Origin of the sequence: Desulfosarcina alkanivorans (assembly GCF_009688945.1) — a bacterium.
In the GTDB taxonomy this organism is placed as follows: Bacteria; Desulfobacterota; Desulfobacteria; order Desulfobacterales; family Desulfosarcinaceae; genus Desulfosarcina; species Desulfosarcina alkanivorans.
This window is the reverse complement of the sequence record NZ_AP021874.1, coordinates 1,690,629-1,714,883: the sequence shown is the minus strand read 5'-3', so window position 1 is coordinate 1,714,883 and position 24,255 is coordinate 1,690,629. Positions and strand designations below refer to the sequence as shown.

At 58.1% G+C, this 24,255-nt stretch carries 21 protein-coding genes and 1 riboswitch; of the genes, 6 read left to right on the top strand and 15 right to left on the bottom strand.

Going from position 1 to position 24,255, the window contains the following annotated elements; translation table 11 throughout:
• Positions 1 to 43: 43 nt before the first annotated feature.
• Positions 44 to 254, bottom strand: a riboswitch (cobalamin riboswitch).
• 108 nt (positions 255 to 362) lie between these two features.
• From DSCA_RS07555 to DSCA_RS07545, 3 genes are all read left to right on the top strand, one after another.
• Positions 363 to 1,139 (top strand): FadR/GntR family transcriptional regulator, encoded by a 777-nt coding sequence (locus DSCA_RS07555; protein ID WP_155315845.1) that lies wholly within the window; start codon positions 363 to 365, stop codon positions 1,137 to 1,139.
• A 323-nt stretch (positions 1,140 to 1,462) separates the two neighbouring features.
• Entirely contained in the window at positions 1,463 to 2,917 is a 1,455-nt protein-coding gene (locus DSCA_RS07550) for a CoA-acylating methylmalonate-semialdehyde dehydrogenase (protein WP_174783983.1), read from the top strand.
• A 181-nt stretch (positions 2,918 to 3,098) separates the two neighbouring features.
• Positions 3,099 to 3,533 (top strand): ferritin family protein, encoded by a 435-nt coding sequence (locus tag DSCA_RS07545; protein WP_155315844.1) that lies wholly within the window; start codon positions 3,099 to 3,101, stop codon positions 3,531 to 3,533.
• Between the two features lie 221 nt (positions 3,534 to 3,754).
• Here the strand turns inward: DSCA_RS07545 and DSCA_RS07540 are convergent, their stop codons facing one another.
• The 8 genes from DSCA_RS07540 to DSCA_RS07505 form a co-directional block, all read right to left on the bottom strand.
• Positions 3,755 to 3,955, bottom strand: a complete 201-nt coding sequence (locus DSCA_RS07540; protein WP_155315843.1) for a hypothetical protein — start codon at positions 3,953 to 3,955, stop codon at positions 3,755 to 3,757.
• 46 nt (positions 3,956 to 4,001) lie between these two features.
• Positions 4,002 to 4,490, bottom strand: coding sequence for a hypothetical protein (locus DSCA_RS07535; RefSeq protein WP_155315842.1), 489 nt, complete (start codon positions 4,488 to 4,490; stop codon positions 4,002 to 4,004).
• A gap of 32 nt (positions 4,491 to 4,522) precedes the next feature.
• On the bottom strand, positions 4,523 to 4,696 hold the full coding sequence (locus DSCA_RS07530) for a hypothetical protein (RefSeq protein WP_155315841.1): 174 nt from the start codon (positions 4,694 to 4,696) through the stop codon (positions 4,523 to 4,525).
• A 138-nt stretch (positions 4,697 to 4,834) separates the two neighbouring features.
• Positions 4,835 to 5,395 (bottom strand): lipocalin family protein, encoded by a 561-nt coding sequence (locus tag DSCA_RS07525; protein WP_197904757.1) that lies wholly within the window; start codon positions 5,393 to 5,395, stop codon positions 4,835 to 4,837.
• Positions 5,396 to 5,470: 75 nt separating this feature from the next.
• A complete protein-coding gene (locus DSCA_RS07520) occupies positions 5,471 to 5,710 on the bottom strand; it encodes a hypothetical protein (protein WP_155315840.1) in 240 nt (79 codons plus the stop codon).
• A gap of 355 nt (positions 5,711 to 6,065) precedes the next feature.
• Complete coding sequence (locus tag DSCA_RS07515; RefSeq protein ID WP_155315839.1) at positions 6,066 to 6,635, bottom strand: hypothetical protein; 570 nt, start codon at positions 6,633 to 6,635, stop codon at positions 6,066 to 6,068.
• Entirely contained in the window at positions 6,623 to 7,732 is a 1,110-nt protein-coding gene (locus tag DSCA_RS07510) for a M48 family metalloprotease (RefSeq protein WP_155315838.1), read from the bottom strand. The genes DSCA_RS07515 and DSCA_RS07510 overlap by 13 nt, the downstream gene beginning before the upstream one ends.
• On the bottom strand, positions 7,729 to 8,400 hold the full coding sequence (locus DSCA_RS07505; protein WP_155315837.1) for a hypothetical protein: 672 nt from the start codon (positions 8,398 to 8,400) through the stop codon (positions 7,729 to 7,731). The genes DSCA_RS07510 and DSCA_RS07505 overlap by 4 nt, the downstream gene beginning before the upstream one ends.
• Positions 8,401 to 8,678: 278 nt before the next feature.
• Between DSCA_RS07505 and DSCA_RS07500 the strand changes: the two genes are divergently transcribed.
• Complete coding sequence (locus DSCA_RS07500) at positions 8,679 to 8,900, top strand: hypothetical protein (protein ID WP_155315836.1); 222 nt, start codon at positions 8,679 to 8,681, stop codon at positions 8,898 to 8,900.
• A 210-nt stretch (positions 8,901 to 9,110) separates the two neighbouring features.
• On the opposite strand, the gene DSCA_RS07495 is transcribed toward DSCA_RS07500, so the two are convergent.
• From DSCA_RS07495 to DSCA_RS07475, 5 genes are all read right to left on the bottom strand, one after another.
• A complete protein-coding gene (locus DSCA_RS07495) occupies positions 9,111 to 10,514 on the bottom strand; it encodes an efflux transporter outer membrane subunit (RefSeq protein WP_155315835.1) in 1,404 nt (467 codons plus the stop codon).
• Between the two features lie 6 nt (positions 10,515 to 10,520).
• Positions 10,521 to 13,661, bottom strand: a complete 3,141-nt coding sequence (locus tag DSCA_RS07490) for an efflux RND transporter permease subunit (RefSeq protein WP_155315834.1) — start codon at positions 13,659 to 13,661, stop codon at positions 10,521 to 10,523.
• A gap of 6 nt (positions 13,662 to 13,667) precedes the next feature.
• A complete protein-coding gene (locus DSCA_RS07485; protein WP_155315833.1) occupies positions 13,668 to 14,822 on the bottom strand; it encodes an efflux RND transporter periplasmic adaptor subunit in 1,155 nt (384 codons plus the stop codon).
• Positions 14,823 to 15,075: 253 nt separating this feature from the next.
• Entirely contained in the window at positions 15,076 to 15,255 is a 180-nt protein-coding gene (locus tag DSCA_RS07480) for a hypothetical protein (protein ID WP_155315832.1), read from the bottom strand.
• 46 nt (positions 15,256 to 15,301) lie between these two features.
• A complete protein-coding gene (locus DSCA_RS07475; protein ID WP_197904756.1) occupies positions 15,302 to 17,662 on the bottom strand; it encodes a tetratricopeptide repeat protein in 2,361 nt (786 codons plus the stop codon).
• A 781-nt stretch (positions 17,663 to 18,443) separates the two neighbouring features.
• On the opposite strand from DSCA_RS07475, the gene DSCA_RS07470 reads away from it, so the two are divergent.
• Entirely contained in the window at positions 18,444 to 20,030 is a 1,587-nt protein-coding gene (locus DSCA_RS07470; protein WP_155315831.1) for an arylsulfatase, read from the top strand.
• Between the two features lie 416 nt (positions 20,031 to 20,446).
• Entirely contained in the window at positions 20,447 to 22,042 is a 1,596-nt protein-coding gene (locus tag DSCA_RS07465) for an alkaline phosphatase family protein (protein ID WP_197904755.1), read from the top strand.
• A gap of 69 nt (positions 22,043 to 22,111) precedes the next feature.
• On the opposite strand, the gene DSCA_RS07460 is transcribed toward DSCA_RS07465, so the two are convergent.
• Both DSCA_RS07460 and DSCA_RS07455 read right to left on the bottom strand, forming a co-directional pair.
• Entirely contained in the window at positions 22,112 to 22,651 is a 540-nt protein-coding gene (locus DSCA_RS07460; RefSeq protein ID WP_155315829.1) for a QcrA and Rieske domain-containing protein, read from the bottom strand.
• 13 nt (positions 22,652 to 22,664) lie between these two features.
• Positions 22,665 to 24,035 carry a cytochrome b N-terminal domain-containing protein gene (locus DSCA_RS07455; RefSeq protein WP_155315828.1) on the bottom strand — a complete coding sequence of 457 codons (1,371 nt, stop codon included), beginning with the start codon at positions 24,033 to 24,035 and terminating at the stop codon, positions 22,665 to 22,667.
• Positions 24,036 to 24,255 lie beyond the last annotated feature (220 nt).

Genomic DNA, 24,255 nt, shown 5'->3' with positions numbered 1-24,255 from the left:
TTAACTGCCGGCAGTATCAATCAGCCTTGACCGCGAAGGCGCGTTGGGTTTGGTCATCCGGGCAGGTTTCCTGGCTTGTGGATCGTCCTACCGGCCGCCTCTTCCCGCCTGATTCGATCCGGCAGTGAGCTGTTGCGGCTTTCGTCCCCACTTACAGTGGCGGGTCCGCAGCGGATTTGCACCGCTTTCCCTGATGCCCGGGGGCATCCGGATGAAACGTCTGGGTTCGCGGGGCCAATAAACCCAAAATTGCATCCAATGTCAATGGGTTTCCATGGCTGCCCGACCGATGGCGGACGCTGGAAAATCAGGCTTGAAAAAAGTTTAAATATTATGATATTTATATATTAAGAGATTAATTAATGGATCGAAGACTGTTCGCCATGTTTGAAACCGCCCGTCAGAGCAAGACCACGGAAATCATTATCGGACAGATCCGCACCGCCATCCTGGCGGGACGGCTGGCCCCCGGTGACCGGCTGCCGCCGGAAAAAAAGCTGGGCGAGCAGTTCCAGGTCAGCAAGCAGACCCTGCGCGAGTCCATGCGTGCCCTGGAGCACATGGGGCTGATCGACGTGCGCAAGGGCGTCGGCGGCGGGGCGTTCATCGTAGCGGTCGATGAACAGGTGGCGGCCCAGAACCTGGCCAACTACCTCTATTTCAAAGACCTGACCATCGAAAACCTTTCCGAGTTCCGGCGCATCATGGAACCCTATGCCGCGGCGCGTGCCGCCGAACGAATATCGGCATCGGATCTGGAAACCCTCAGGCGACTGAACGCATCGACGCGCGAAAACCTCCGGTGCAAACACTGGGATCGGGTCAGTCGTGATGAAATCGCCTTTCACCGGCTGATCGCCCGTCAGACCGGCAACCCCATCCTGATCCTGATGCTGGATTTTGTCGAAACCCTGCTCGAAGATTTCAAAAAAATACTCAAACCCGATGCCGGCTTCATGGGCTCCGTGATGGCGGCCCACGAGGCCATCGCCGAGGCCATCGCCGATGGCGACGCCGACCTGGCAGCCGAACAGATGCGGGCCCACGTCATCGACGTGGAAGGGTATCTCGCACGCCTGAAAAAAAGCCGGGCAGGGAAAAAATTGTGGGAAAACTGCCTGAAGGGTGAGCGCGGATGACCGATGACAGAGGTCGGAAGCCGGAAGCCGGAGGGCCGAATCGAGGAATATGAAATCTTGACATGAATGGCTTTGGGACCATCGTGCGGAAAAACAAATCGATTTTGTGCGTTGGACTGAATGCCTTCAGACCCACAGGCTGTTAACCAAGCGCCCATCCATAAATGACCAATGGCTACGATATCTGCGTTATACGAAAAAATGTTACCCTCGGTAATATCAGACAGACAGATGCCTCCGGTAAAATTTTTCGAAAGCCTTGATCTCGACACCATGGCCCTATTTGTGGAGGAAACCTTACCTATCTCAAGGAGTTTATGACCATGTCGTTGCCATTGATCAAAAACTACATTGACGGAGAATGGGTGGAATCCGATTCCACCACGTTCGGGGATGTAACCAACCCGGCAAAAGGCGAGAAAATCGCCACCGTGGCATATGGGACGGCAGCCGATGTGGACCGGGCTGTCACAGCGGCCCGCGAGGCATTCGGTCACTGGCGGGAGACACCGCCCTTGAGCCGGGCGCGTTACCTTTTCCGGCTCAAGGATGCGTTTGAAGAGAATTTCGAGGAGATCGCCGAAACCCTTACCACCGAGCACGGCAAGGCCATCGACGAGGCCCGGGGAGAAGTGCGCCGCATGATCGAAAATGTGGAGCACGCCACCGGCGTGACCACCCTCATGAGCGGGTACACCCTCGAGGACATCGCCAAGAACATCGATTGCTACGGCCACCGCCAGCCCATGGGGGTCTTCGGCTGCATTGCGCCGTACAACTTCCCGGCCATGGTGCCATGGTGGTTCCTGCCCTACGCCGTGGTCACCGGCAACACCTTTGTGCTCAAGCCGTCGGAACAGGTGCCCATGACCCAGACCCGGATCATGGAAATTGTCGACGAGGTCGGGTTTCCCGAAGGCGTGATCAACATGGTCCACGGATCGAGGGACGTGGTGAATGCCATGCTGGACCACCCTGATATCCAGGGCATCAGTTTTGTCGGTTCGACACCCACGGCCCGTCACATCTATCGCCAATGCGGGGTCACGGGCAAGCGGGTCCAGTCCCTGGGCGGCGCTAAAAACATCGTGGCGGTCATGCCCGACGCAGATCTGGACCAGGGAATGCCGTCCCTGCTGACCTCTTTTTACGGGTGCTCCGGCCAGCGTTGCCTTTCCGGCTCCGTGCTGGTGCCGGTGGGAGACATTGCCGACCGGCTGGTGGCGCAATTCACCGCTGCCTCCAGGACCGTCAGGCTGGGGGACGGACTGGACGAACAGACCTTCATGGGGCCGCTGATCAGCGCCGCCCACCGCGAGCGCGTGCTGGGATACATCGAAAAAGGCATTGCAGAGGGTGCCGACCTGGTGCTGGATGGCCGGGACATGCAGGTGGACGGATACCCCGGCGGTTTTTTCGTGGGGCCCACGGTTTTTGACCATGTCACGCCGGACATGACCATCGCCAAAGAGGAGATCTTCGGCCCGGTGGTGAGCATCGTCCGGGCGGCGGATATGGATGCGGTGGTGGATCTGATCAACACCCGGGAATTTGCCAATGCCGCCTGCATCTACACCGCCAGCGGTGCCGCGGCCAGGGAGTTCAAATATCGGGTCAAGCCGGCCATGGTCGGCGTCAACATCGGTATCGCCGCCCCCATGAGCTTTTTTCCCTTCGGCGGCGCCGGCAACTCCATGTTCGGCGACATCAAGGGGCACGGCCAGGAGAGCTTCCTGTTTTATACGGACATGAAGGTGGTGATCGAAAGATGGTATTGAGAGACAGGTGGACAGGCTGAGGGGATTTAGATTGAAGGTAAAAGACATCATTCCCAAAGACGGGATTCATTTACCGGAACGTTCAGCTGAAAACGCAATGCCCGGCACATGAAACGATAGAAGCCCAAGTGCTGAACACCTTCAACCCAAACTGCGAACTGACTAATTTTCGGAGAAAATCATGCCCTTGACCAATTTTGGTGCAATCCTGAACTTTGCCGAGCAGGTGGAACGGGACGATATGACGTTTTACCGCAAGGCCGCCGCCACCGAGGCCGCGGCATCTTACCGGGTATTATTTGAGATGTTCATCGGCGAAGGAAAAAAGAATGTCTCCCTGGTCCAGCGAACCCGGCGGGAAAACGTCACCGAGATGATCCTGGAGCCCATCCGGGATTTCGCTCGCGACAGTTACCAGCAAGCGGCGGGGGATCCGGCGGGGATGGACCTCTCCGCCGTCCTGGCAGCGGCCGACGCCATCGAAAATCGGGCTGTTCGCTACTACAGCGATGCCGCCGAGAAGATCCGGGCCTTGCCTGAAGTCTCACGGGCCTTGAAAACCCTGGCGAAAAAGCGAACCAAGCGACTCGGGCAGTTGGAGAACCTGTCGGTGTAGCCGCTGCCCGGCTGAGTTCGGTCTGATGAAGGGGATATCGGTGCCGGCCAACACGGCGACGGCATCCAGGGCGCTGTCCCGGTCGACGGCATCGGACCCGCCGGCTTCCCGACCCGTCCTTTTCCCTTCCAGCATTCGAACCTCATCTTTCAGGTTGAAAGATACCTGCCGATATCCACGCGGTCGATCTTGTCGCCGGCAATGATCTCGCCGCCGATGTTTCACGCGGCCACAAAAGCGAAATCATCGGCGATCTGTTTTTGCCTTTCCTCCAGTTGAGCCCTCAGAGCCGCCTCGTCGCCAACACCCGCCAGACCTTTGCGATAGGTGTCGATCTGTGCATCCCGCAGCAGCACCTCAAAATGCATGCGGATTTCGTGGATGCGCTGGTGGGTGGTCTCCAGCTTGGTGGCATTCTCCACCACGTATTCAGGGGGGTGACCTTGCCGCCGTCGTGCAGCCAGGCAGTCACCTCGAACTCCCGTCGCTCCGCTTCCGTATGCATGCTGAAATCGGCAAAAGGTCCGCTGGGCGACGCGTGGGCGGCCGCCGCCAGCAATCTTGCCACTTCGGATGTGCGTTTGCAGTGGCCGCCCGTACAGGGGGACTTGGCCTCAATGGCGCCGACTCGGAGAAATCGGAACACTGAATTTTTCTGGATTCCTCTTCACGCTGAACCAGTGAACCGGATATCTGGCGGGATGTCAGCAGTGCCATGGTAAGCACCACCATCAGCACCAGCCCGGAGAATAGAAAAATCCGCTGCTGCATCCGGTGGATGTGGCCGGTGAAGTCGGAAGCCGGGGCGATGGCCGCCAGGATCTGGTCAAACTTCAGATCCGAGTTGATGGCGGTCAGCCTTGCCAGATAGGCGGTTCCATCGATCTGCATTTCCCGGGCATGATCGCGCGCATCGCCCGGAGTCCTCTGGTAACCGGTGATGATGGCCCGGGTCAACGGGTCCTTGGATTCGTCTCCTGTGAGAAATCTCAGCGTTTCTCCGGTACCGCTATGATGGGGTTCTCTCTGGTGTGGGCGATGATTCGGCTTCTGCGGTCGAAGAGAAACAGCATTCCGTTGCCGGACACCTTCTGCCGTTCGAGAGAGAAACGGTCCAGGCTGATGCCGACATAGAAGGGGTATCCCTTGAAGTTTAGTGGCATGCGGTCCTCCCGGACAAGGTTGGGAATCATCAGGCGCCTGATCCGGAGAAGGACGCCGTCGGCGACTGTCCTCAGGTGGCGTTGGTCAATGCGGACGCCGCATCCTTTTTTTTCACCAGAGGCTTGCCCGCACCGTGGTTACTTCGGCTGCGGTGTCCGTTGCAGCCGGGCCGGGTCGTATCCCTGATCATACAACCCCTCGATGATGCCCCGATAAACGCCTGCATCCATCGATGGTGTCCGGGAAAGGATCCACAGGTATTTTCTCGACGGGACCCCGACCACCGCCCACTGGTAGTCCGGATCCAGGCCGATGATCCAGTAGTCCCCTTTGAAGGGCCAGAAAAACCAGACTTTCAATCTGGCATTGGAGGAATTCTCAACGACCTCCGCCTTGCCGGTGGATTTTTTTTGCGGGCCATCCAGACCGTTTTTAAAACAGCGATTGACCACCTTGATCCGGCCATCTGGCAATAACGAATAGTGGGCCGTCGAGCCGGTGCACCCCCTCTGAAACCAGGCCGGATAGCTGGCGATTTCGTACCAGGTGCCCAGATAGCGCGTGAGGTCCACGGACGATACCGGCGTGGGCGGCGCCTTGACGTCGTAAGCAGCCGTATTCAACGGCAGGGCCAGCATCAGCATGACGATCGGTGCCGCCAGACTGACCGATAAAGGGGGCTTGTCGTTGCAGATCACGATTTAAATCCTTTCGATGCCGGCATCGCGCGGTTGGTTGTGGGCGACGGTCCGGATCGGTCGAACAGTGCCGGGTCAGCCCTGCATCCGATCCGTTTTCGTTTCGTTATCAACGCATACGCTCGACCACCTGGATACCTTGATGCAGCCGGTCCGGCGTTCATCCCTGCGGCGGCGGTCCCGTCCTTTCCGTCGTTCAGGGCCGCTGTCGGAAAAATAGCCGATGTCGTATGCCTTTCGCCGGTCTTCAAGGATGCGCCGGTCCATGTAAGGATCGGCCTTTCGCCTGTCCCCAGGTGGTTTTTGGTCTCCCATGGCGGATCGTTCCTTTCAATTTTGCCGATGGAAAACCTTTCCTCCCATCGGTGCAGGAAACAGCCTGGATTCACAGGGCTGACGAAGATGAAGATTCTGCCGGCGGCGACGTCGGCACCGGTGGAAAAATGCGGTGCGGCGGGCAGCCACCTTCGCTTCAAACGGTTGGCCGGAAAACAATTGCATCGGCAAAGGACATTATTTTACATGATCATACCGACGGATGTCACTCGATAATTTTTCATGCCGGATTTTCAGGCGCTGATCACTTGCCGGCATGGAGGAAATCTGGTGGTGGCTGAGGCGGCCGTCCGCTCAGGGTGTCCCTCACCGTTTTCCGCCGGTGTTCGTGAATTCAACTCGAAAGAAAGCGAAGACTGTGGAGTACATCGTTAAAAGCGGGCAATTCCTGATCGAAATAATGGCGTTGGGCTCCCGTGTACCTTATGTTGAAGAAACGGTTCGGTAAAAGGACGCCATAGTAGATGGTTTTCAGAACCACGCCGTGTTGGTCCCGATAGCTGTAAATCAGTTTGAAGCCGGGGCGTTCGGCCACCATTGCCGGTTCGCTGGCCAGCAGCCGGAAGTTGCGGATAAGCGGATCGGATTCCAGGTTGTCTGTGATCAACCGGGCGGCTTCGTGGGGCAACATGCCGGCGTTCAATACCTGCTTGGTAAAACGAAACCGTTGGGTCAATGGCCGCATCTGGACCATGATAAATTCAAGATAAGGGCCATTTTTAGAGATTATTTCCGAATCCGCCATGCTCAGGTGCATCCACCCCTGCGGCGGGATGACGGACCATTCCGGGCTGGCCAGGTGGCCGCTGGCGGCACGCCACGGCGCGGCACAGGCGGTGGTCAGCACCAGCATCACCCCCACCCAGACCCAGGTTGTCGCCCGATAACCCTTTAATTTGAACATTGACGCAGATACCCCCTGATGTAGTCCCCGGCATGGTCCCGGGGGGCCAGGCTGAGAAACGATTCGAAATGCGGTTTGGCCATCTGATACCGGCCGGCCTTGTAGTGCAACTCTCCCAGCGCCCGGTGGGCCGGAGAAAAATCGGGGTCTATGGTCAGCGCCTTCTGGTAGGATCCGATACAGTGATTCCCACTGTCGCCCGCATTTTGCCGGCGCATCGTTTCTCCTTTGAGGTAGTATGCGTGGGCGTTGGCAGGATTCAAGGCCAGGAATCTGGAAATGCTCCTTTCGGCCTGATGCCACTCACCGCGGCGAAGGGCGACCTCCGTGTTGGCCAACAGTGCGGGTGCGATACCCGCAAGATAACCATCAGGATCGGTGTCGCTTGACGCGGCGGCGGGGCGCCTGCCGGGACCCTGGCCGATGCGCTGCCTGAAAAAGGCGGCGCGATCTTCCAGCTCTCCCACACTCTCGGGATGTCCATGCTCCGGCATGCGTTTGATGAGATTGGACATGAGCGGCAGCACTTCCCCCTCGCAATAACCGGCGGCCCCGAGTATGGACAACCCTTCACTGTCGGCCTCACGTTCAGCCGCTTCGATGGTATGCAGTACGCTCCGTTTAACGGCCACGGCATCTTTACCGTTACCCTGTCGGTCCCCCCGGCGGGCCGCCTGTTGAAAGTGATTGTATAGCGCTGTTGTGTGCTGGCGGGCATAATGAACCATTTCATGGGATAGAATCATGGCCAGCTGGCTTTCGTTTTCCAGCACGTCGAGCATGCCGGTGCTGAGAACGCACCGGCCATTGGGATATGCATAGGCGTCAATGCGCGTATCCTTGATGACCTTCACGGTGGGGGCGTCCAGGCGGGTGGGCACCTGATTCCACAGCCGACCGACCACCTCTTGCAGATATTCCGATAAGGATGCATCACACAGGACGACCCCGCGCGCTTCCAGCGCCGATTGTTCCTGCTCGGCCAGTCGCCACAGCCGGGATTCCGGGCCGGACGCGACGGATGTCTCCGAGGCGTATCCTATCGCTGCCCACATCCAGGGCACAATCAGCCATACCGCCAGGTTTCGGTGCCTCATGAACCCTGCTCCCAGAAATTGGCCATTGCGGCCGCCACCAGCGCGTTCACTCCTTCTGCAGTTTTCAGATCGAACCGTTCGTGGTCGCCATGGATGCCGTACCAGATAATGCGGCCTCCGGGTTCGACGACAGCGATGCTGATCCAGTTTCTGGCCGGGCGGTCACTGCCGGTTTGATGGCCGATCGCCAGAACCAGGCCATCGGCAAGGCGGGTTTTCAGGATGCCTGTCACGGGACCCAGCTGGTAATCGAAGGCCGCTTTTTGGGATGGAAAGACCTGGGGGCCGATGGTGTGCAACTGAATGGAGCGATTAACGGATCTGAAAAGGGAACGAATGCTTGCCATTTCGTCTTCCGGCAGGGAATCGGCGTCAACCGGTAGCGCCCGAAACCGACGGTTTCGCAATTGCTTCACAATGGCCTGTTGCGCTATCCGCCGGGCCTCGTGGCTGGACGCCTCTTCGTAGATGCGGCTGCCGTCGGGCATTTTTTCAACTATTCCGATTTCCGGAACCGGCACCAGCATCGTTCCCATGGTTTGCCGATAATCGGGAAACCGGGGGTGCATCCGTTCGGTGGCGGCGGAGCAGCCGGACAGCCACAGACCGATTACCATGGCCATCAGCATGAATCGGTAGACATTTCGCACCCTTGTATTTTTCTGCATCACCACTCTCCATACGACTTCTTTTCACCCCGGACAGGGTGCTGGTCTCATATGGTTGATTGCAGCAAATTTGAGGCCAATGCCGGAAAAAATAAAAAATACAATGGTTGCAGGCTGTTAGGTGGAATGGACGGCGCTGGGGATATGAAATTGCCAGTTTAGGTCACATGGGGTGACAAAAAAATGGCAATCTTGACTATTGGGTGCAATTGCTTAATACTTAATTGTAGTTCACACCTGCAGGTCTGATCCAACACAAATCAACAGGAGGGAGAGAGATGAAAAAAGCAATCGTTTTGATTTTTTTGGCGTTTTTCATGGCCAGTTGCAGCGGTACCCTCGTGCAGTCCGAATTCATGGAGCATGACACCCTCTACAAGAATTGGGATCACATGAAATTCAGCTGGTACGGCCATAGAAACCCGACCGCTGAGGATCAGCAGAACTCAGCGGAACAGCAGTGGTGGGGATTTGAAGTGCCCTATATTCCCGGTGAATAAACCCGGAGGGCCGATAACCCGGGAAGGGGAAGAGGACACCTTCTGAGATTTTCCGTGGAGACTTACAATCGGTGACACGTCAAATGGACCCGCTTTCTTCAAACAGGTCGTTCAAATGCCGACAGGCTGATGCGCGTCTGAAATTGCCTTACCCATCTGCAACCGGGGATAGCTTTCGGTGGCCAGCACATTGATACTCTGTCATGACGTCTACTCTCCCTCAGCCTTGGTAATCCAGCCGCCGCCTAAAGCTTTGTAAAGATTGACATAGGCGTTGCGGTACCGCTGCTGCAAGTCGGACAACTGCAATTCGGCGTTAAACAGGGTGCGCTCTGTATCCAGCACTTCGAGGTAGCTGCTGACCCCTTTGTCGTAGCGCTCCCTGGACAGTACGTTGGCATTCCTGGCCGCTGTCTGCTGGCGATTGATGGCGGCCAGTTCCCGGCGAAAGGTGGCGATTTCCACCAGGGCGTCCTCCACTTCGCGAAACGCAGTCAGCACCGTGCTCTCGTATTGGAAAAGGGCCTGCTGCGTTTTTTGTTCTTCGATTTCAACCCGCCTTCTGTTTTTGTCAAAATCGATGACCGGCCCCAGCAGCCTGCCGCCCGCGGACCAGACGCTGCCGTCGGTGCTGAACGTACCCAGATCGGTGCTGGCCACCCCCAGGGTACCCGTGAGCGATATGGACGGGAACCGCAGGGCTTCGGCAACGCCTATTTTTTCCGTGCTGGCCTTCAACAGATACCTGGCCCTTGCAATGTCCGGTCGCCTTTCAAGAATGTCCGATGGCAGGCCGACCGGAATGTCCGGCGGCACCGCCTGCATGCCCAGGTCTTTCCGTATATTGATCTCGACGGGCAACCGGCCGAGAAGAATAGCGAGGCCGTTTTCGGATTTGGCGATGGCTCGCTGGTAAAGGGGAACCGACGCGGCGGCAATTTCTTTCTGGATCTGGGCCTGGTTGACATCGAGCTCGGAAATTATGCCTTTGTCGAATCGCTGCTGGATGATTTCGAGGCTTTTCGTCCGTGACTGGAGGGTGGACTCGGATATGGCCAGGCGTTGATGAAAATCAAGCAGCTGGTAATAGCTGCCGACCACATCGGCGATCAGGGCCAGTTGAATGGCCTTGAAGCCGTATTCGCTGGCCATCAGTTCCGCCCGCGCCGCTTCGGTGGATCGCTTGAATTTGCCCCAGAAGTCGATCTCCCAGTTCAAGGGGGCGGCCAGATAGACGGTTGAAGTGTCTTCCGTCGATCGCGACCCGCCGTTGAAGTTGCCGGCCTGTGCACCAGCCTCGACGTCGATGCGCGGGAACTGGTCGGCCCGGGTAAATCCGACGGTCGCCCGGGCCTGTTCGATACGGCTGACGGCGATGTTGACATCCCGGTTGTTTTCGAGTGCCGTCGTTACCAGCGAATAGAGCAGCGGGTCGTCGAACAGCCGCCACCATTTCAGGTCGGTGACGGGCTCGGCGGGCATGACCGCAGTCCGATAGGCCCCGGGTGTGTCGACCACGGGCTCCTTGAATTCCGGACCCACGGCACAGCCCGAAAGCAACAGCGCCAGAACCAGTGGCCCAAATCCCCTGCAGGTCGTTATGTTTGTGCGCATTGTCTCTTACCCCTGTTCCTTTGAAAGTTCCCGATTTTTCTCATAACCGGCGACCCTGCCGATGAAAACAAAGAGCATGGGGTAGAAAAAAACCCCCAGCAGGGTGGCCAGCGCCATTCCACCCACCAGGGCCATCCCCATGACCAACCGCGCTTCGGCACCGGCGCCGGTGGCCACCACCAGGGGCAGCACGCCCAGGATGAACGAGAACGCCGTCATCAGGATGGGCCGGAATCGCAGGCTGGCCGCCTTGATGGCGGCATCGAACAGTGACAGGCCCTTGTTGAATTCCAGGTTGGCGAATTCAACGATCAGGATGGCATTTTTGGCGGCCATGCCGATGAGCATCACCAGGGCGATCTGGGCAAATATATTCAACTCGTAACTGGTGCTGGTCATACGGGCCAGGAAAAGCGCCAGAAACGCACCGAAAATGGCGAACGGCGTGCCCAGCAGAATGCTCAACGGCAGCGACCAGCTTTCATACTGGGCCGCCAGAATCAGGAAAACGAACAGAATGGAGAAGGCAAAAACAACGGCCGCCGTACCCGAGGCTTTCTTTTCCTGGAAGGACATGTTGCTCCAGGCGTAGCCCATGTCCGCCGGCAGGGTTTCCGCAGCTACGGCTTCGAGGGCGTCCAGTGCCTGGACGGAGGTATAGCCGTGGGCCGGTCCGCCGGACAGTTCGATGGATCGATACAGGTTGAAGCGGTTGGTGAAGTCCGGACCGGCAACCTCCTTGATGCTGACAAAGGCGCTCAGGGGCACCCGGTCGCCGTTTTTATTTTTCACGAAAAAGAGGTTGATGCGATCCTCGCTGATGCGGTATTCGGGCTCGGCCTGGATGTAGGCTTTGTATAGCCGTCCGAAGCGGTTGAAGTCGTTGACGTATGATCCCCCTAAAAAGGCGCCGACCGTGGTGTAGATGTCGCTGAGGGCCACACCGGCCTTGAGCACCTTGTCGCGGTTGATCTCCATGAAACGCTGGGGCACGCTGGGACGGAAGGTGGTGACGACTGAAGCAATTTCAGGCCGCGCGGTTGCCGCCCGGGCGAAACGGGTCGTCTGCTCGGCCAGGTATGCGGGGGTGTTGCCGGCCCGGTCCTGAATCATCATCGTGAATCCGGATCCACTGCCCAGTCCGGGAATGGGCGGGGGACCGAAGGCAAACACCTGGGCCTCGTTGACGCCCATGAAAAATTCCCGGTTCAATGCCGCCACCACCTGGTTGGCGGTCTTCTCTCGCAGGCCCCAATCCTTGAGGGCGACGAAGATGAAACCGGCATTGGATGACATGCTGTTGGAGAGCAGGCTGAATCCGGCCACGGCCGTAATGTATTCGACCTCCTCGTGACGTTCTATTATTTTTTCAACCTTTTTGGTTGTCACGTCGGTGCGCTGCATCGAGGCCGCGTCGGGCAGCTGGATGTTGACCATCAGGTAGCCCATATCCTCGCTGGGCATGAAACCGCCGGGCACGAGTTTGCCAAGGAAGACCAATCCCCCTGTCAAAAGGGTCATAAAGACGAGGCCCATGGCGATCCTGCGGGTGACGAAGCGGGTGAAAACGGTATAGGCATGGGTGGATTTGTCGAACACCGTGTTGAACAATTTGAAAAAGGCTCCCAGCGGGCCACGCATGGGCTGCTGTTTTCGCAACAGAATACCGCACAGGGCCGGGCTAAGGGTCAGGGCGTTGATGGAGGAAAAAACCACAGATACGGCCACGGTGATGGCAAACTGCTGATAGAGCAGTCCGGTGATGCCACCCATGACCGCCACCGGAATGAAGATCGCCACCATTACCAGGGTGGTGGCGATGACCGGTGCGGTCACCTCCCTCATGGCTGCCCTGGTGGCCTCCCTGGGCGTCATCCCCTCTTCGATTTTGACCTGGACCGCTTCCACGACGACGATGGCATCGTCCACGACGATACCGATGGCCAGCACCAGTCCCAGCAGGGAGAGGACATTGATGGTAAAGCCGATCATGGGAAAGGCCATGAAGGTGGCCAGCAGGGAAACGGGGATAGCGATGGTGGGAATCAATGTCGCCCGCCAGTCCTGGATGAAGATGAATACCACCAGAATCACCAGCGCCAGGGCGATAAACAGGGTTTCGATGATTTCATCGATGCCGGCCGTAATCGCAGTGGTGGTGTCCAGGGAGATGTCGTAGCGCATGCTTTTAGGAAAAGACCTGGCCAGGTCGGCCATGGTGGTTTTGACCTGTTCGGCCAGGGCCACGGCGTTGGAACCCGGTGCCTGGTACAGGGCGATCATGGCGCAGGGCTTTCCGTTCATGCGCGTAAAGGCGTTGTAGGTCTCCACGCCCAGTTCCACCCGGGCGATGTGTTTGAGCTTGACCTGGGAACCGTTTTCTGCGGTCCGGACGACGATTTCGCCAAATTCCTCGGCATTCTGCAGGCGGTCGGGCAGGCGTACGATATAGGTGAACTCGGTGCCCGGCGGGGCCGGTTCGGCGCCGAACTTGCCGCCCGGAACCACCACGCTCTGAGCCCGGATGGCGTCCACGATCTCGGGCACACTGATGCCCAGGTGGGCCAGGCGGTCGGGCTTGATCCAGATGCGCATGGAGTAATCGCTGGCACCCAGAACGTTCACCCGGCCGATGCCCTTGATGCGGGCCAGGATGTCCTTGATGTTAATCAGCGAATAGTTGCCCAGAAACTGCTGATCGAAACGGGGGTCGTCCGCGGTCAGGGAGATCAGCATGAGAGTGTTGGGCATGGATTTTTCGGTGGTCACGCCCAGTCGTTTGACCTCTTCGGGCAGCTTGGCCGTGGCCGCGGCCACACGGTTCTGGGTGAACACCGTGTTCATGTCCGGATCGGTGCCCACATCGAAGGAAACCTGGATCGTCATGGTGCCGTCGTTGGCGTTGATGGACTTCATGTAGATCATGTTGTCCACGCCGTTGATCTGCTGCTCCAGCGGCGTGGCCACAGACTGTTCCACGCTGACCGCATTGGCCCCGGTGTAGGTGGCTCGAACCTCGACGATGGGCGGCGTGATGTTGGGATACTGCTCGGTGGGCAGGCCGCCGAGGGAGACCACGCCGACAATGACCATAAAAATGGCAATCACCATGGCCACGATGGGCCGTCTGACAAAAAAATCACCCATATTCAATCACTTTTTCTGCTTGTCGGTTGCGGTTGGGGTTGCAACGGTTGGTTTGACGGCGGCTCCGTCCCTGACCTTCTGAAGACCTTCGTAAATCACGCGTTCACCCGGCTTGAGCCCGTCGGTGATCAGCCAGTTGGAACCGACTTTGGGCCCGACCGTGATTTCGCGGATCTCGGCTGTATTGTCTGCATTCACGACATACACGTTATGCAGCCCCTGAAGTTCCATGACGCAGCGTTGGGGGATCAGGATGCCGTCCTTGACGGCACGTGACCTGGCCCGCACCCTGACGAACTGGCCCGGGCGCAGCAGTTTTTCAGGATTGGTAAAGGATGCCTGGACCAGCATGGCCCCGGTGGTGGTGTCCACCTCGCGGTCGACGAAATCAGGTCTTCCCTTGTGCTCGTAAACCGACCCGTCGATCAGGATCAGTTCCAGATTGGCGTCATCGTTGTCCACCCGTTCCGGATCGGGCTTGGCCAGATACCGGGCGAACTCCAGATACTGGGTTTCGGTAATGAAAAAGGTTACCAGGATGGTGTCCACCTGGGAGACCGTATTCAGGATGATTGGGTTGGGGTCCCGGCCGACGAAATCACCCACTTTGGCCTGGGACTTGCCGATGATGCCGTCGATAGGGGAGTGAATTTTGGTGTAGCCCAACTCGATCTTCGCTGCGCGGAGGGTTGCCTTGGCCGCCTCAAGAGAAGAGGTCCTCGCCTCATAGGCGGCCACGGCCTCGTCCAGGTCACTCTTGCTGACCGCATTGATCTCGGCCAGGGGTTTGATGCGATCCAGGTCCCCTTTGGCTTTGGCCAGCATGGTTTTCTCTTCGGCAACCCCGCTCATTCTGGTGGCGACCTTCTCTTCGAAGGGCTGGCTCTCCAGGGTGTATAGCAGGTCGCCTTTCTTGACCGCGCCACCCTCCTGAAAATGGAGCCCCTCCAGAAACCCTTCCACGCGGGCACGGATGGCGATGTCCCTTAAACCGGCGGTCTGCCCCACGAATTCAAGGAACAAGGGAACATCCTGAGCCTTGGTTTCGACAACGGATACCTCTGGCGCCGGTGGGGCGGGCGCTTCGGTTGCCTGTTTTTCTCCACATGCGAACAACAAGAACGACAAGCTGGCAATCAGACCAACGGTATTTAATCTCATGGTGCCTTCTCTGCAGGGTTGATGGTTGAAAGGGTGTGAAATTTCCTGCGGATGAGCCAGGAGCGCTATCACCGTATACGATTTGTCGATATGCTGCGGCTCGTGCGCTGATTCTGTTACAGGAGAATGGGGATGGTGAGAATGGAATACTTAGTCGCCGAACCTGGCCATTATATACACCATTAGGACGAATATTCCAAGAATGCGGTGGGCTTGTTTGATGGTCTTCGCGTTCCAAGGAGAATAATTTTGCTCAACATTTCCTAAAAGAGGAACCACTGACTTTTTGCTTTTCCTGTACGTATCCATCTGCCTCCCGGGTGGCCTCTTCCACCATCTTGTCGTAGGCCTGGCGCTGCTTGTCCACGGCCATCGACGAACTGAAACCACCCGATACGAAGAGACACAAAAAGGCGATGACGATGCTTTTCATGGATACCTCCTCCAGGAGAAGTAAACCATCCCTTTAAATCAAACCTTCAATTCGTTTTGGCCAGCAACTTTTTAATATGATCGACCAAGTTGACGCTTATGGCAAGGTCGGGATGGTTTTTACGAAGCGTCACCGCCACCTTCAAGGCGTCGTCCAGTCGGCCCGATTCCATATACAGCACGGCCAAGGCGTAGAGGTAATCCGCATTTTCCGGGTCTATCAGAATGGCCCGGTTGAGGGCGTTCTCCGCCTCCGCATGGCGGTTGAGCTGTTTAAGCAGGAGCGAGAGATTATATTGGATCCGGGATCGCTGGGGCAGGCCGGCGGCGGCATCTCCCAGGTAAATAACCGCCTGGTCAAAGTCTTTTTTCTCAGCAAGGAGCAGGCCCAGGGAGTACTGGATGTCATGGAGGTCCGGGTGCGCGTCGACCACTTCACGCAATAAGGCCTCGGCCGGATCCGTTTTTCCCATCGTGTTGTAGAGCATGGCCAGGTTCACCTTGGCCGGGTAAAAGAGCCTGTCGATGTCGATGGCCCTCTGGTAATGGCCGATGGCCTGATCCGGCTGCCCCAGGTCCGCATATAGATTGCCCAGATTGTGGCGGGAAGCGGCAAAATCGCCGGTTCGTTCCATGGCCTTGATGTATTCGGCCAGGGCCTTTTCGTAAGGTTCGCGTAGGGGTGTTCCGTATCCACCTTGTACTGCAGCGACCAGGCTCCGGGCCGTCTCGATGCGAACGGCACGCACCGGGTCGTAGAGCAGCGGTCCGACAAGTGCGATGCGTTGCTGCAGACCCGGGATGGCGAGTCGATTGACAGCGGTGTGACGCAGGAGGGCCGACTCGTCGGAAATGGCCCGTTCGAGTGCTTTTGAGGCGGCCTCATCGGGATAGACGGAGACCAGGGACAGGGCCGTTGCGCGGACGATGTCCGGGTAGAGCCGATCCCCGGCCAAACGGACCAGCTCGGCCAAAGCATCCGGATCCTGCTGTCTTCCGGCGGCCAGGGTGGTGCCATAGTGCGGTCGTATTTTCTTGCCGTACCATTTGCCCATGGCGTCCACGGACCACTGAACGGTTTTATCCACATGGCAGCGGTTGCAGGCATTGGGGGTGTCTAACGCAAGGCTCAGATCCGGCCGGGGAATGCGAAAGCTGTGGTCGGGTCGGTAGTCGACGCCCATGTAGTGCCGGCCGGGCATGTGACAGCCCTCGCAGCTGGCACCGGTGCCCACGTCAAAAAGGATTTCTCCGGATTCGGCCCGGATGGGGTCGCCGGGTTCCCCCACTTTTTTGTGAAAATGGTGATCGCGGGTATCGTAAATGGCCGCCCGGTGACACTGGAGGCACAGGTCGTTGCCGTCCTTTATCCGCCGGATGCTGTGCACGTCGTGACAGTCGCTGCAGCGCACATCCCGGGCGTGCATTTTGCTCTGGATGAAGGAGCCGTAAACATAGACTTCATCCAGGATCTGACCGTCGGGGAAGTACATGCCTTCGCTCAGCAGTTGGGGAATGCCATAGTCAAGAAAATCGGCGTGGGCATGGATGTTGTCGTCCAGGGACATGCGACGGGCGTGACAGGGTGCGCACAGCTGGACCTGCCGGGCCGAGGTCAAGCCACTGGTTCTCACCGTCAGGGCCGTGTCGGCCACGTCCGGCCGTCCCATCTCCGGCAATTCGGCCCAGGCCACATGGTCGGAGCCCGGGCCGTGGCAGGCTTCACAGCCCACACTGATCTCCGACCAGGCCGTGCGGTACCTCTCCGTTTCCGGGTCATAGTTCTTGCGCAGGTCCGTAGAGTGGCATTCGGCGCACATGGCGTTCCAGTTCTGGCCGTTGTTGGTCCAGTAGAGCCAGTCATCCGAAGCCATGGGGCGATCCGGGTAGAGGTGGTACCAGCGCTTCTCCCGCGAATCCCAGGCGATGGGCAGACACTGCAGCCGGCCGCCGGGAAAAGGGATCAGGTATTGCTGCAGGGGAAACCACCCGAAGGTGTGGGTGATTTCGAAATCGCCCATCTCGCCCCCCGGCCCCCGGGTGGTCACCATGAAGCGGGCCCCATTTTTATAAAAGCGTGACGTGATCCCGAAATGGCGAAACTCGGCATCGGCAAAATCCCCCAGGACGGTTTCCTCCGAGGCCACGGCCATGGCCAGCTGGTGGTGGGAGCCCATCCACTTGTCGTACTCGCCGCGGTGGCAGTCCCGGCAGGCGTCGCTTCCCACGAACGTGGGCGGGTGATGCCGGATGTCCCGGGCCGCCGACTGCCTGGATTTCTCCTGGAGCACATAAATCGGGAAAGAGAAGATGATGACCAGGGTTGCGATGATGCCGATGATTTTCCAGCGGATCATGGTGTCGGCCTTTTCCGGATGCGCTATTTCCCCGTGGTAGAAGATGAACACCGAATGGTTCGCCCCGCCCTTTGGCTGCCGCCATTATCCGTCAACCGTCGACCGCCCGAACCTGTCGTTTCGGGCGTATAGCACCGGGTGCGGTCTGGGGTGCCACGGAGGCGTCCATCATCCGGAGATCAATGTTGTAAAATACTGAGGCTGTCCTGCGGCATGTTCCGGGGCGGATTCAATGGGCTGAATCACAATTCCACCCTTAGGAATCTCCGTTGAAAGATATCTGCTGGTGCCCAAAAAAACAATATCAAATATGCCGGGGTTCGAAGGGAAAAATTGACCTGAGTAAAATTATGATTAATACTATTTACTGTAAACAAGTATTTACCCCGATGAGAAACAAAAAAATGCCGACGCGGCCATGACGATCGGATAACCCATCACCGGGAGCACCCTGGTGATTCTCCACACACCAGCGCCTGCAGAAACTGCCTGAATTAAATGCACCGTCGGATTTTCAAGATCAAGATCCACATTTTTCTTGCTTTTTGTCTGTCACGATTTGCCTGATCGATAGGTTTGCTGGACCGCCGATCGATCCGGAACGATTGCGGGAACCTTTTCCAAAGTGGCGATGGCCGTATGCCGGCGGCGATCCCTGTAATCTCGTGTCCGTCCATAAAAGGCCAAATTTGCCCGATATCCGGGTTATGTTCACAACTTTATCATCGGCATCTCAACCCGATGCCCGTGGCAAATTTTTGTACGCGCCCTGATCTCGACCCCGTTTTCGTAATTCCGGATGAACACACTCTCAAACGAAAGGAAGGTTACGATGAATCACCACATTCTGAAAACGTTGATTTTTCTGGCCGTCTTTGGCCTGGCCGTCGGCTCCTCGGCCGCGGCCGACAAACCCAACATCCTGGTAATCATGGGTGACGATATCGGCATTCCCAATCTCAGTGCCTATAGCCGGGGATTGATGGGGTACCAAACACCCAACATCGACCGCCTTGCCAATGAAGGCATGATGTTTACCGACTACTACTCTGAAAACAGCTGCACCGCGGGGCGTGCGTCATTTCTTACCGGCCAGACGGTCCTTCGTACCGGCCTGAGCCGGGTTGGCCTGACCGGTGCTGAAGTCGGCCTTCAACCCTCTGATGCCACCATCGCCACCCTGCTCAAGGAAAAGGGGTACATGACCGGCCAGTTTGGTAAGAATCACCTCGGTGACCGCAACGAGTACCTGCCAACGGTGCACGGTTTCGATGAATTCTTCGGTAACCTTTATCATCTCAATACCCATGAGGAAGAGGAACATCCCGATTATCCCAAAGATCCGGAGTTCCGCAAACGCTTTGGTCCGCGGGGTGTCATTCACTCCAGAGCGTCAGCCAAGGATGACCCCACCGAGGACCCCCGGTTCGGACGTGTCGGCAAGCAGGTTATCGAGGACACCGGACCGCTTTCGACCAAACGTATGCCGAATGTGGATCAGGAATTCCTTGATGCCGCGGTGGATTTCATGAAGCGATCCAAGAACGCGGACAAGCCGTTTTTTGTCTGGTTCAACCCCTCCCGCATGCACATGTTTACCCACGTACCGGATGAATGGAAGGGGAAGTCGGGCTTAAATTTCTATGCCGACGGCATGCTTCAGCATGACGACCATGTCGGGCAGCTGCTCGACACGCTTGATGAAATGGGAATTGCAGACAATACCATCGTGATTTACACCAGTGATAACGGGCCGCACTCCGCTTCGTGGCCCGATGCGGGCGTTACCTGGTTCCGCAGTGAAAAGGTCACCAACTGGGAGGGGGCCTTCCGGGTTCCCCTGTTTGTTCGCTGGCCCGGCAAGATTTCGGCGGATAGCGTGAGCAATGAAATCATGGCCCATCTGGACTGGGTCCCCACGCTGATGGCCGCCGCCGGCGATGCGGATATCAAGGAAAAACTCAAGAAAGGCCACAGTGCGAATGGCAAAAAGTACAAGAATCACCTGGACGGTTATAATTTCCTTCCTCATTTGACCGGGAAGGAAGAAAAGGGCCCGCGCAAGGAATTTCTTTATTTCAACGATGACGCCCAGTTGACGGGATTACGGTACAACCGCTGGAAACTCGTATTCATGAAGCAGGAGGCGGAAGGCCAGGATGTGTGGCGCCACATGTGGCACCCCTTGCGCGCCCCTTTGTTCTTCGATTTGCGCATGGATCCCTTCGAAGAGGCGGAACATAGCAATACCTACGAGGACTTCTGGATGCGACACACCTTCCTCCTGGTGCCTTCCCAGCCGTTCGTGGGCAAGTATCTGGCGACCTTCAAGGAGTTTCCACCCAGTCAGGATCCGGCGACATTCAACCTCGACAGTGTCATGGAAATGCTCAAGGAAGGCGGCGGGGTCGGCCAGTAATCTCCCTGCATCGCCTGGGGTCATCCAGTATGGATGAAAACATGAACATCCCCGGTGAAGGGATTTCAAGTATAAAGAACCGCCTGTGGCCAGTACTGTCAGTTCCCGGCAATGGAAATCTTGTTCGGGGTCATTCATGGTGCCTTTTGACTGGTGGCCGGTATTGCATGTCTCACCCCGCTCACCCACCGGGGGGGGCGTGGCTTCCAATAGCCATTCAGGCCCGAGAGGGGAAACATCGCTCTGCCCGGCTGTTTTGTCCCCATTCCATTGAATGCCGGTCACCATAGGGATGCGGTAAAAAGGGATATTTAGAAATGGTTCAGAAAAACAAGATAATGATCAGTGTGTCAGGCGTTTTCTGCCTGCTGATGCTCGGTGTCCTTTTTGATTTGGCAGCCGCTTCGGCTGCAACGATGCCCAGACTCATTCTGCAAATCACGATCGACCAACTGCGCGGGGACCTGCCCGGCCGGTATGCCGATCGTCTCACCCCGGGAGGATTTCGCTATCTGATGGAAAGGGGAACATGGTACACGGATGCCCATTACCGGCACGCCAATACCGAAACCGCCGTGGGCCACGCCACCCTGGCCACCGGTGCCGATCCCTCCCGGCACGGCATTGTCGCCAATGACTGGATCGACCAGGACACCGGTGAGTTCGTCTACAACACCGAAGACGCCCGCCACCACATCATCGGCAGGAAATCCAAGGCCCACGAAGGGGTGTCGCCACGCAACCTGCTGGCCTCCACCATTTCAGACGAACTGGTGGTCCATACCGGCGGCCGATCCCGTGCGTTCAGCGTGTCGGTCAAGGACCGGGGGGCGATTCTGCCGGGCGGCCATGCGGGTAAGGCCTTCTGGTTTTCCAAGGGCAGCGGAGAATTCGTCACCAGCACCTACTACTATGATGACTATCCGGCGTGGGTGAAACAATGGAATGCCGCTAAACCGGCAGATGCGTATAAGGGAAAAGCATGGGAGCTGCTGAACGATCGTGCCACATACGTCCACGGACAGATGGACGACCGGCCCTACGAAGCCGACCTGAAGCCGCTGGGCCGTGTTTTCCCCCATCGATTGGGAGACGATTCGAAATATTTCTACCTGCTCCTGACCCTGACCCCCTTCGGCGACCGGCTCACCCTGGATTTTGCCAAGGCCCTGGTCCGAAACGAACGTTTAGGCCAAAACGACCATGGGGTGCCGGATTACCTCCAGATCAGTTTTTCGTCGACCGACTACATCGGTCACCTCTTCGGGCCCTCCAGTCTGGAAACCGAAGACAATATCCTGCGCCTGGACCGGACCCTGGCCGAGCTGTTTCAATTCATCGATGCTGCCGTCGGGCTGGACCAGACCCTGATCGTGCTCAGCGGCGACCACGGGGCACCCGAAGCACCGGAATACATGGCCGCACTGGGACTGTCCACCGGCCGGTTTGCCTTTGACTGGTTCAAGACCGAAGGGCCGCTGACCAAGTCCCTGCAGAAAAAATTCGGCCGTGATGATCTGATTGCCGGCCACAGCCACCCCTACCTCTATCTGAACCTGGACGCCCTTGCCGACGCCGGACTGGATGCGGCCGAGGTGGAGCGGTTCGTTGCCGGTGAGTTGGTCCGGATTCCCGGCATCGCCTACGCCCTTTCCAGAAGCGATCTGCTGGCCGGCCGTATCACCGAATCACCGGTCCAGAACCAGATCCGCCGCAGCTTTCATCCGACCCGCTCCGGCAACATCCACATGGTGCCGGAGCAATACTGGTTCCTGCACTCCACCGAGGAGGCCGAAAAGATGGGGATCGGATCCATCGCGGCCATACACGGATCGCCGTGGGCATACGACACGTTTGTCCCGATCTTTTTTGCCGGCCATCGGGTGCCGGCGCAGTCGGTCGGGCGGCGGGTGGCCCCCACGGACATCGCCGCCACCATTACGGCTTACCTCGGCGTCAAGCCGCCATCCGGATCGGTCGGCGTTCCGCTTGTCGAAGTCCTGAACCGGTAAACGGGGCTGCCTGTTTCAACGGCGCCCGGGGGCCCGGCGGGGACGTCTTTACGGCCTGTCAGGTCCTCTCTATGGGCCTGCCGGCACATAGACGACCTCGCTGGCGTCAAACCCAATTCTTCGGATCGCTCTACTGGTGTCCACCTTCACCCGCTTGTTCTCGATAGAGACGGCAAACCGGTCCAGCGGCCGCGGTGCCGGGGACTTGATGACACAGCCGCGGATGTCGAACGCCGATGCGTGGCAGGGGCAGGCGAACTGCTTTTTTTCCGGGTCCCAGGGAAGCGTGCAGCCCAGGTGGGTGCAGCGCCGGGACAGCGCCATGAATCCCCCGTCTTCCAGGCATGCCAGGTAAAAGCGGCCCTGGGGAAAAGCGGTCACCGTACTGGGGGAGTACCGATCCGCCGGCCCGGCGTCGACGATAGCTGCGGATCGGTCTGAGGTCGCCCCGTGCTTCAGCGGTTTCAGAAAAGACCCCACCAGCCAGGCGACCTCCGCCAGGGCAAGGCCGCCCAGGGTCAGCCACATCCCGTTGAGCAGGCTGCGACGGGTCTGGTTGTCCACGGCGTTTGCGCGATCAGCGGATTCCCGTTTTTTCCAACGGATCATCGGCGGTCCTTTCTCATAGGGGCCAGGTCAGCCGCATGGACGGTCCGCGAAAGAACACCCCCACGACGGTCAGCACGATCAGGACGGTGACCATGACCACCAACACGGCCTGCACCGTTTCGTTCGTCGTGGCCTTCCATCGTCTTCTCATGGTCATCACGCCTCCTCCCGTTAGGAATGAGAAAAGCACCAGGGGCAGGACACCGTCGCGGACCATGGGAGACATACCGGCAGCCCAGGGGGCGGTCTTGACCACCAATGCGTCGAAACCGATCAGGGCCGGTGTGAGGACCATGGCCGCCAAGGCCGCCCTGAGGGACTGCGCCCTGCCCCTTGCCGAAGCGAACCAGATTCCTTCGGTGGTCCGGGGGTAGGTCAGGTAGGGAATGCCTGTCAGGAAAATGCCGGCGATCAATGGAATCACGGATACGGCCACGGCAGGATGAAGGTGAAGCAACAGCTCCTGCAGCCCGGCGAAATACCAGGGAGCCCTTACCGGGTTGGGGCTCAGGCCCGGATTGGCCGGTGCCGAGAGGGCGGCGTCGAAAAAAATGGAGATTGCCAATACGGAGGCCGTCACCATCAGTGCCGTGGAGACTTCTCTTAACAGCAGGTTGGGGAAAGTGGGAACCCGGTTTGGTGCCTCGTCCACCGCTTCGGATGGTTTCCGTGGAACGACCAGTCCGCCGGCCTTGCGGATCCGCCAGAAATGAAACCCCATCAGCCCGGCCATCAGGAGCGGGATGACGGTCGTATGCATGGCGTAAAAAAAAGTCAGTGTCCGGGGGCCCAATGCATTGCCACCACCCAGGACGTCGAGCAGCCCGCCGCCGATACCGGGGGCATATCCGATCATGGCGGAGCATACAGTGACGGCCCAGTAAGCCAGCTGGTCATAGGGAAGCAGGTAGCCGGACAGATTGGCGGCCAGCATCATGGCAAACAGGGCCAGGCCGATGACCCAGTTAAACCGCCTGGGACCGTGAAAGGCGCCGGTGAAAAAGACCCTCAGCATATGGAGCATCAGGACAACCACGAGAAGATTGGCACACCAGTGGTGAAGGTTGCGGACCAGGCGGCCGAAGGGGACCTGGGTCACGATGGTCTGCACCGATGCATAGGCCTCAACCGGTGTGGGTACATAGATGAATTTCAAAAGCATGCCGGTGGCCATCTGCAGTATCACCAGGGTGGCGGCCATGCCGCCCAGCCCCCAGGACAGGGTGAAGGCCAATGTCTTTTCTTTGACCGCAGGCGGCCGGAAATGCAGAAGCAGGTTGCTGCGCAAAAACCGTCGGCGTTCCCTTTCGGTGCGCGGAAGCAATGGTGAGGAGAATATACGGCGCCATATCCGCACCGCCGCATTGGTGTCGGAGGGGATCATGGATACCGATTTAACAGAGAACGCCGGTGCAGACAAGCGCCATTGTTACTCCGGGAGCGATCCGGTGGTTTCCTTTTGCCAGGATTTCCGGTATTGTATGAAGATCGCAACGTGCTTGACATCTCAAAGCGCCTTCAACTGCAGGCGATTTTCCCGCAGGGCCTGAACAGGTCAGGGTGGCGCCATCGGCAACCTATCCACCGGGGGAAGGTCACGGACC

Coding starts and splice junctions, on each gene's coding strand:
- DSCA_RS07555 (WP_155315845.1), top strand. CDS start 363: ATGGATCGAAGACTGTTCGCCATGTTTGAAACCGCCCGTCAGAGCAAG.
- DSCA_RS07550 (WP_174783983.1), top strand. CDS start 1,463: ATGTCGTTGCCATTGATCAAAAACTACATTGACGGAGAATGGGTGGAA.
- DSCA_RS07545 (WP_155315844.1), top strand. CDS start 3,099: ATGCCCTTGACCAATTTTGGTGCAATCCTGAACTTTGCCGAGCAGGTG.
- DSCA_RS07530 (WP_155315841.1), bottom strand. CDS start 4,696: ATGCCACTAAACTTCAAGGGATACCCCTTCTATGTCGGCATCAGCCTG.
- DSCA_RS07520 (WP_155315840.1), bottom strand. CDS start 5,710: ATGGGAGACCAAAAACCACCTGGGGACAGGCGAAAGGCCGATCCTTAC.
- DSCA_RS07515 (WP_155315839.1), bottom strand. CDS start 6,635: ATGTTCAAATTAAAGGGTTATCGGGCGACAACCTGGGTCTGGGTGGGG.
- DSCA_RS07510 (WP_155315838.1), bottom strand. CDS start 7,732: ATGAGGCACCGAAACCTGGCGGTATGGCTGATTGTGCCCTGGATGTGG.
- DSCA_RS07505 (WP_155315837.1), bottom strand. CDS start 8,400: ATGCAGAAAAATACAAGGGTGCGAAATGTCTACCGATTCATGCTGATG.
- DSCA_RS07500 (WP_155315836.1), top strand. CDS start 8,679: ATGAAAAAAGCAATCGTTTTGATTTTTTTGGCGTTTTTCATGGCCAGT.
- DSCA_RS07495 (WP_155315835.1), bottom strand. CDS start 10,514: ATGCGCACAAACATAACGACCTGCAGGGGATTTGGGCCACTGGTTCTG.
- DSCA_RS07490 (WP_155315834.1), bottom strand. CDS start 13,661: ATGGGTGATTTTTTTGTCAGACGGCCCATCGTGGCCATGGTGATTGCC.
- DSCA_RS07485 (WP_155315833.1), bottom strand. CDS start 14,822: ATGAGATTAAATACCGTTGGTCTGATTGCCAGCTTGTCGTTCTTGTTG.
- DSCA_RS07480 (WP_155315832.1), bottom strand. CDS start 15,255: ATGAAAAGCATCGTCATCGCCTTTTTGTGTCTCTTCGTATCGGGTGGT.
- DSCA_RS07470 (WP_155315831.1), top strand. CDS start 18,444: ATGAATCACCACATTCTGAAAACGTTGATTTTTCTGGCCGTCTTTGGC.
- DSCA_RS07465 (WP_197904755.1), top strand. CDS start 20,447: ATGCCCAGACTCATTCTGCAAATCACGATCGACCAACTGCGCGGGGAC.
- DSCA_RS07460 (WP_155315829.1), bottom strand. CDS start 22,651: ATGATCCGTTGGAAAAAACGGGAATCCGCTGATCGCGCAAACGCCGTG.
- DSCA_RS07455 (WP_155315828.1), bottom strand. CDS start 24,035: ATGATCCCCTCCGACACCAATGCGGCGGTGCGGATATGGCGCCGTATA.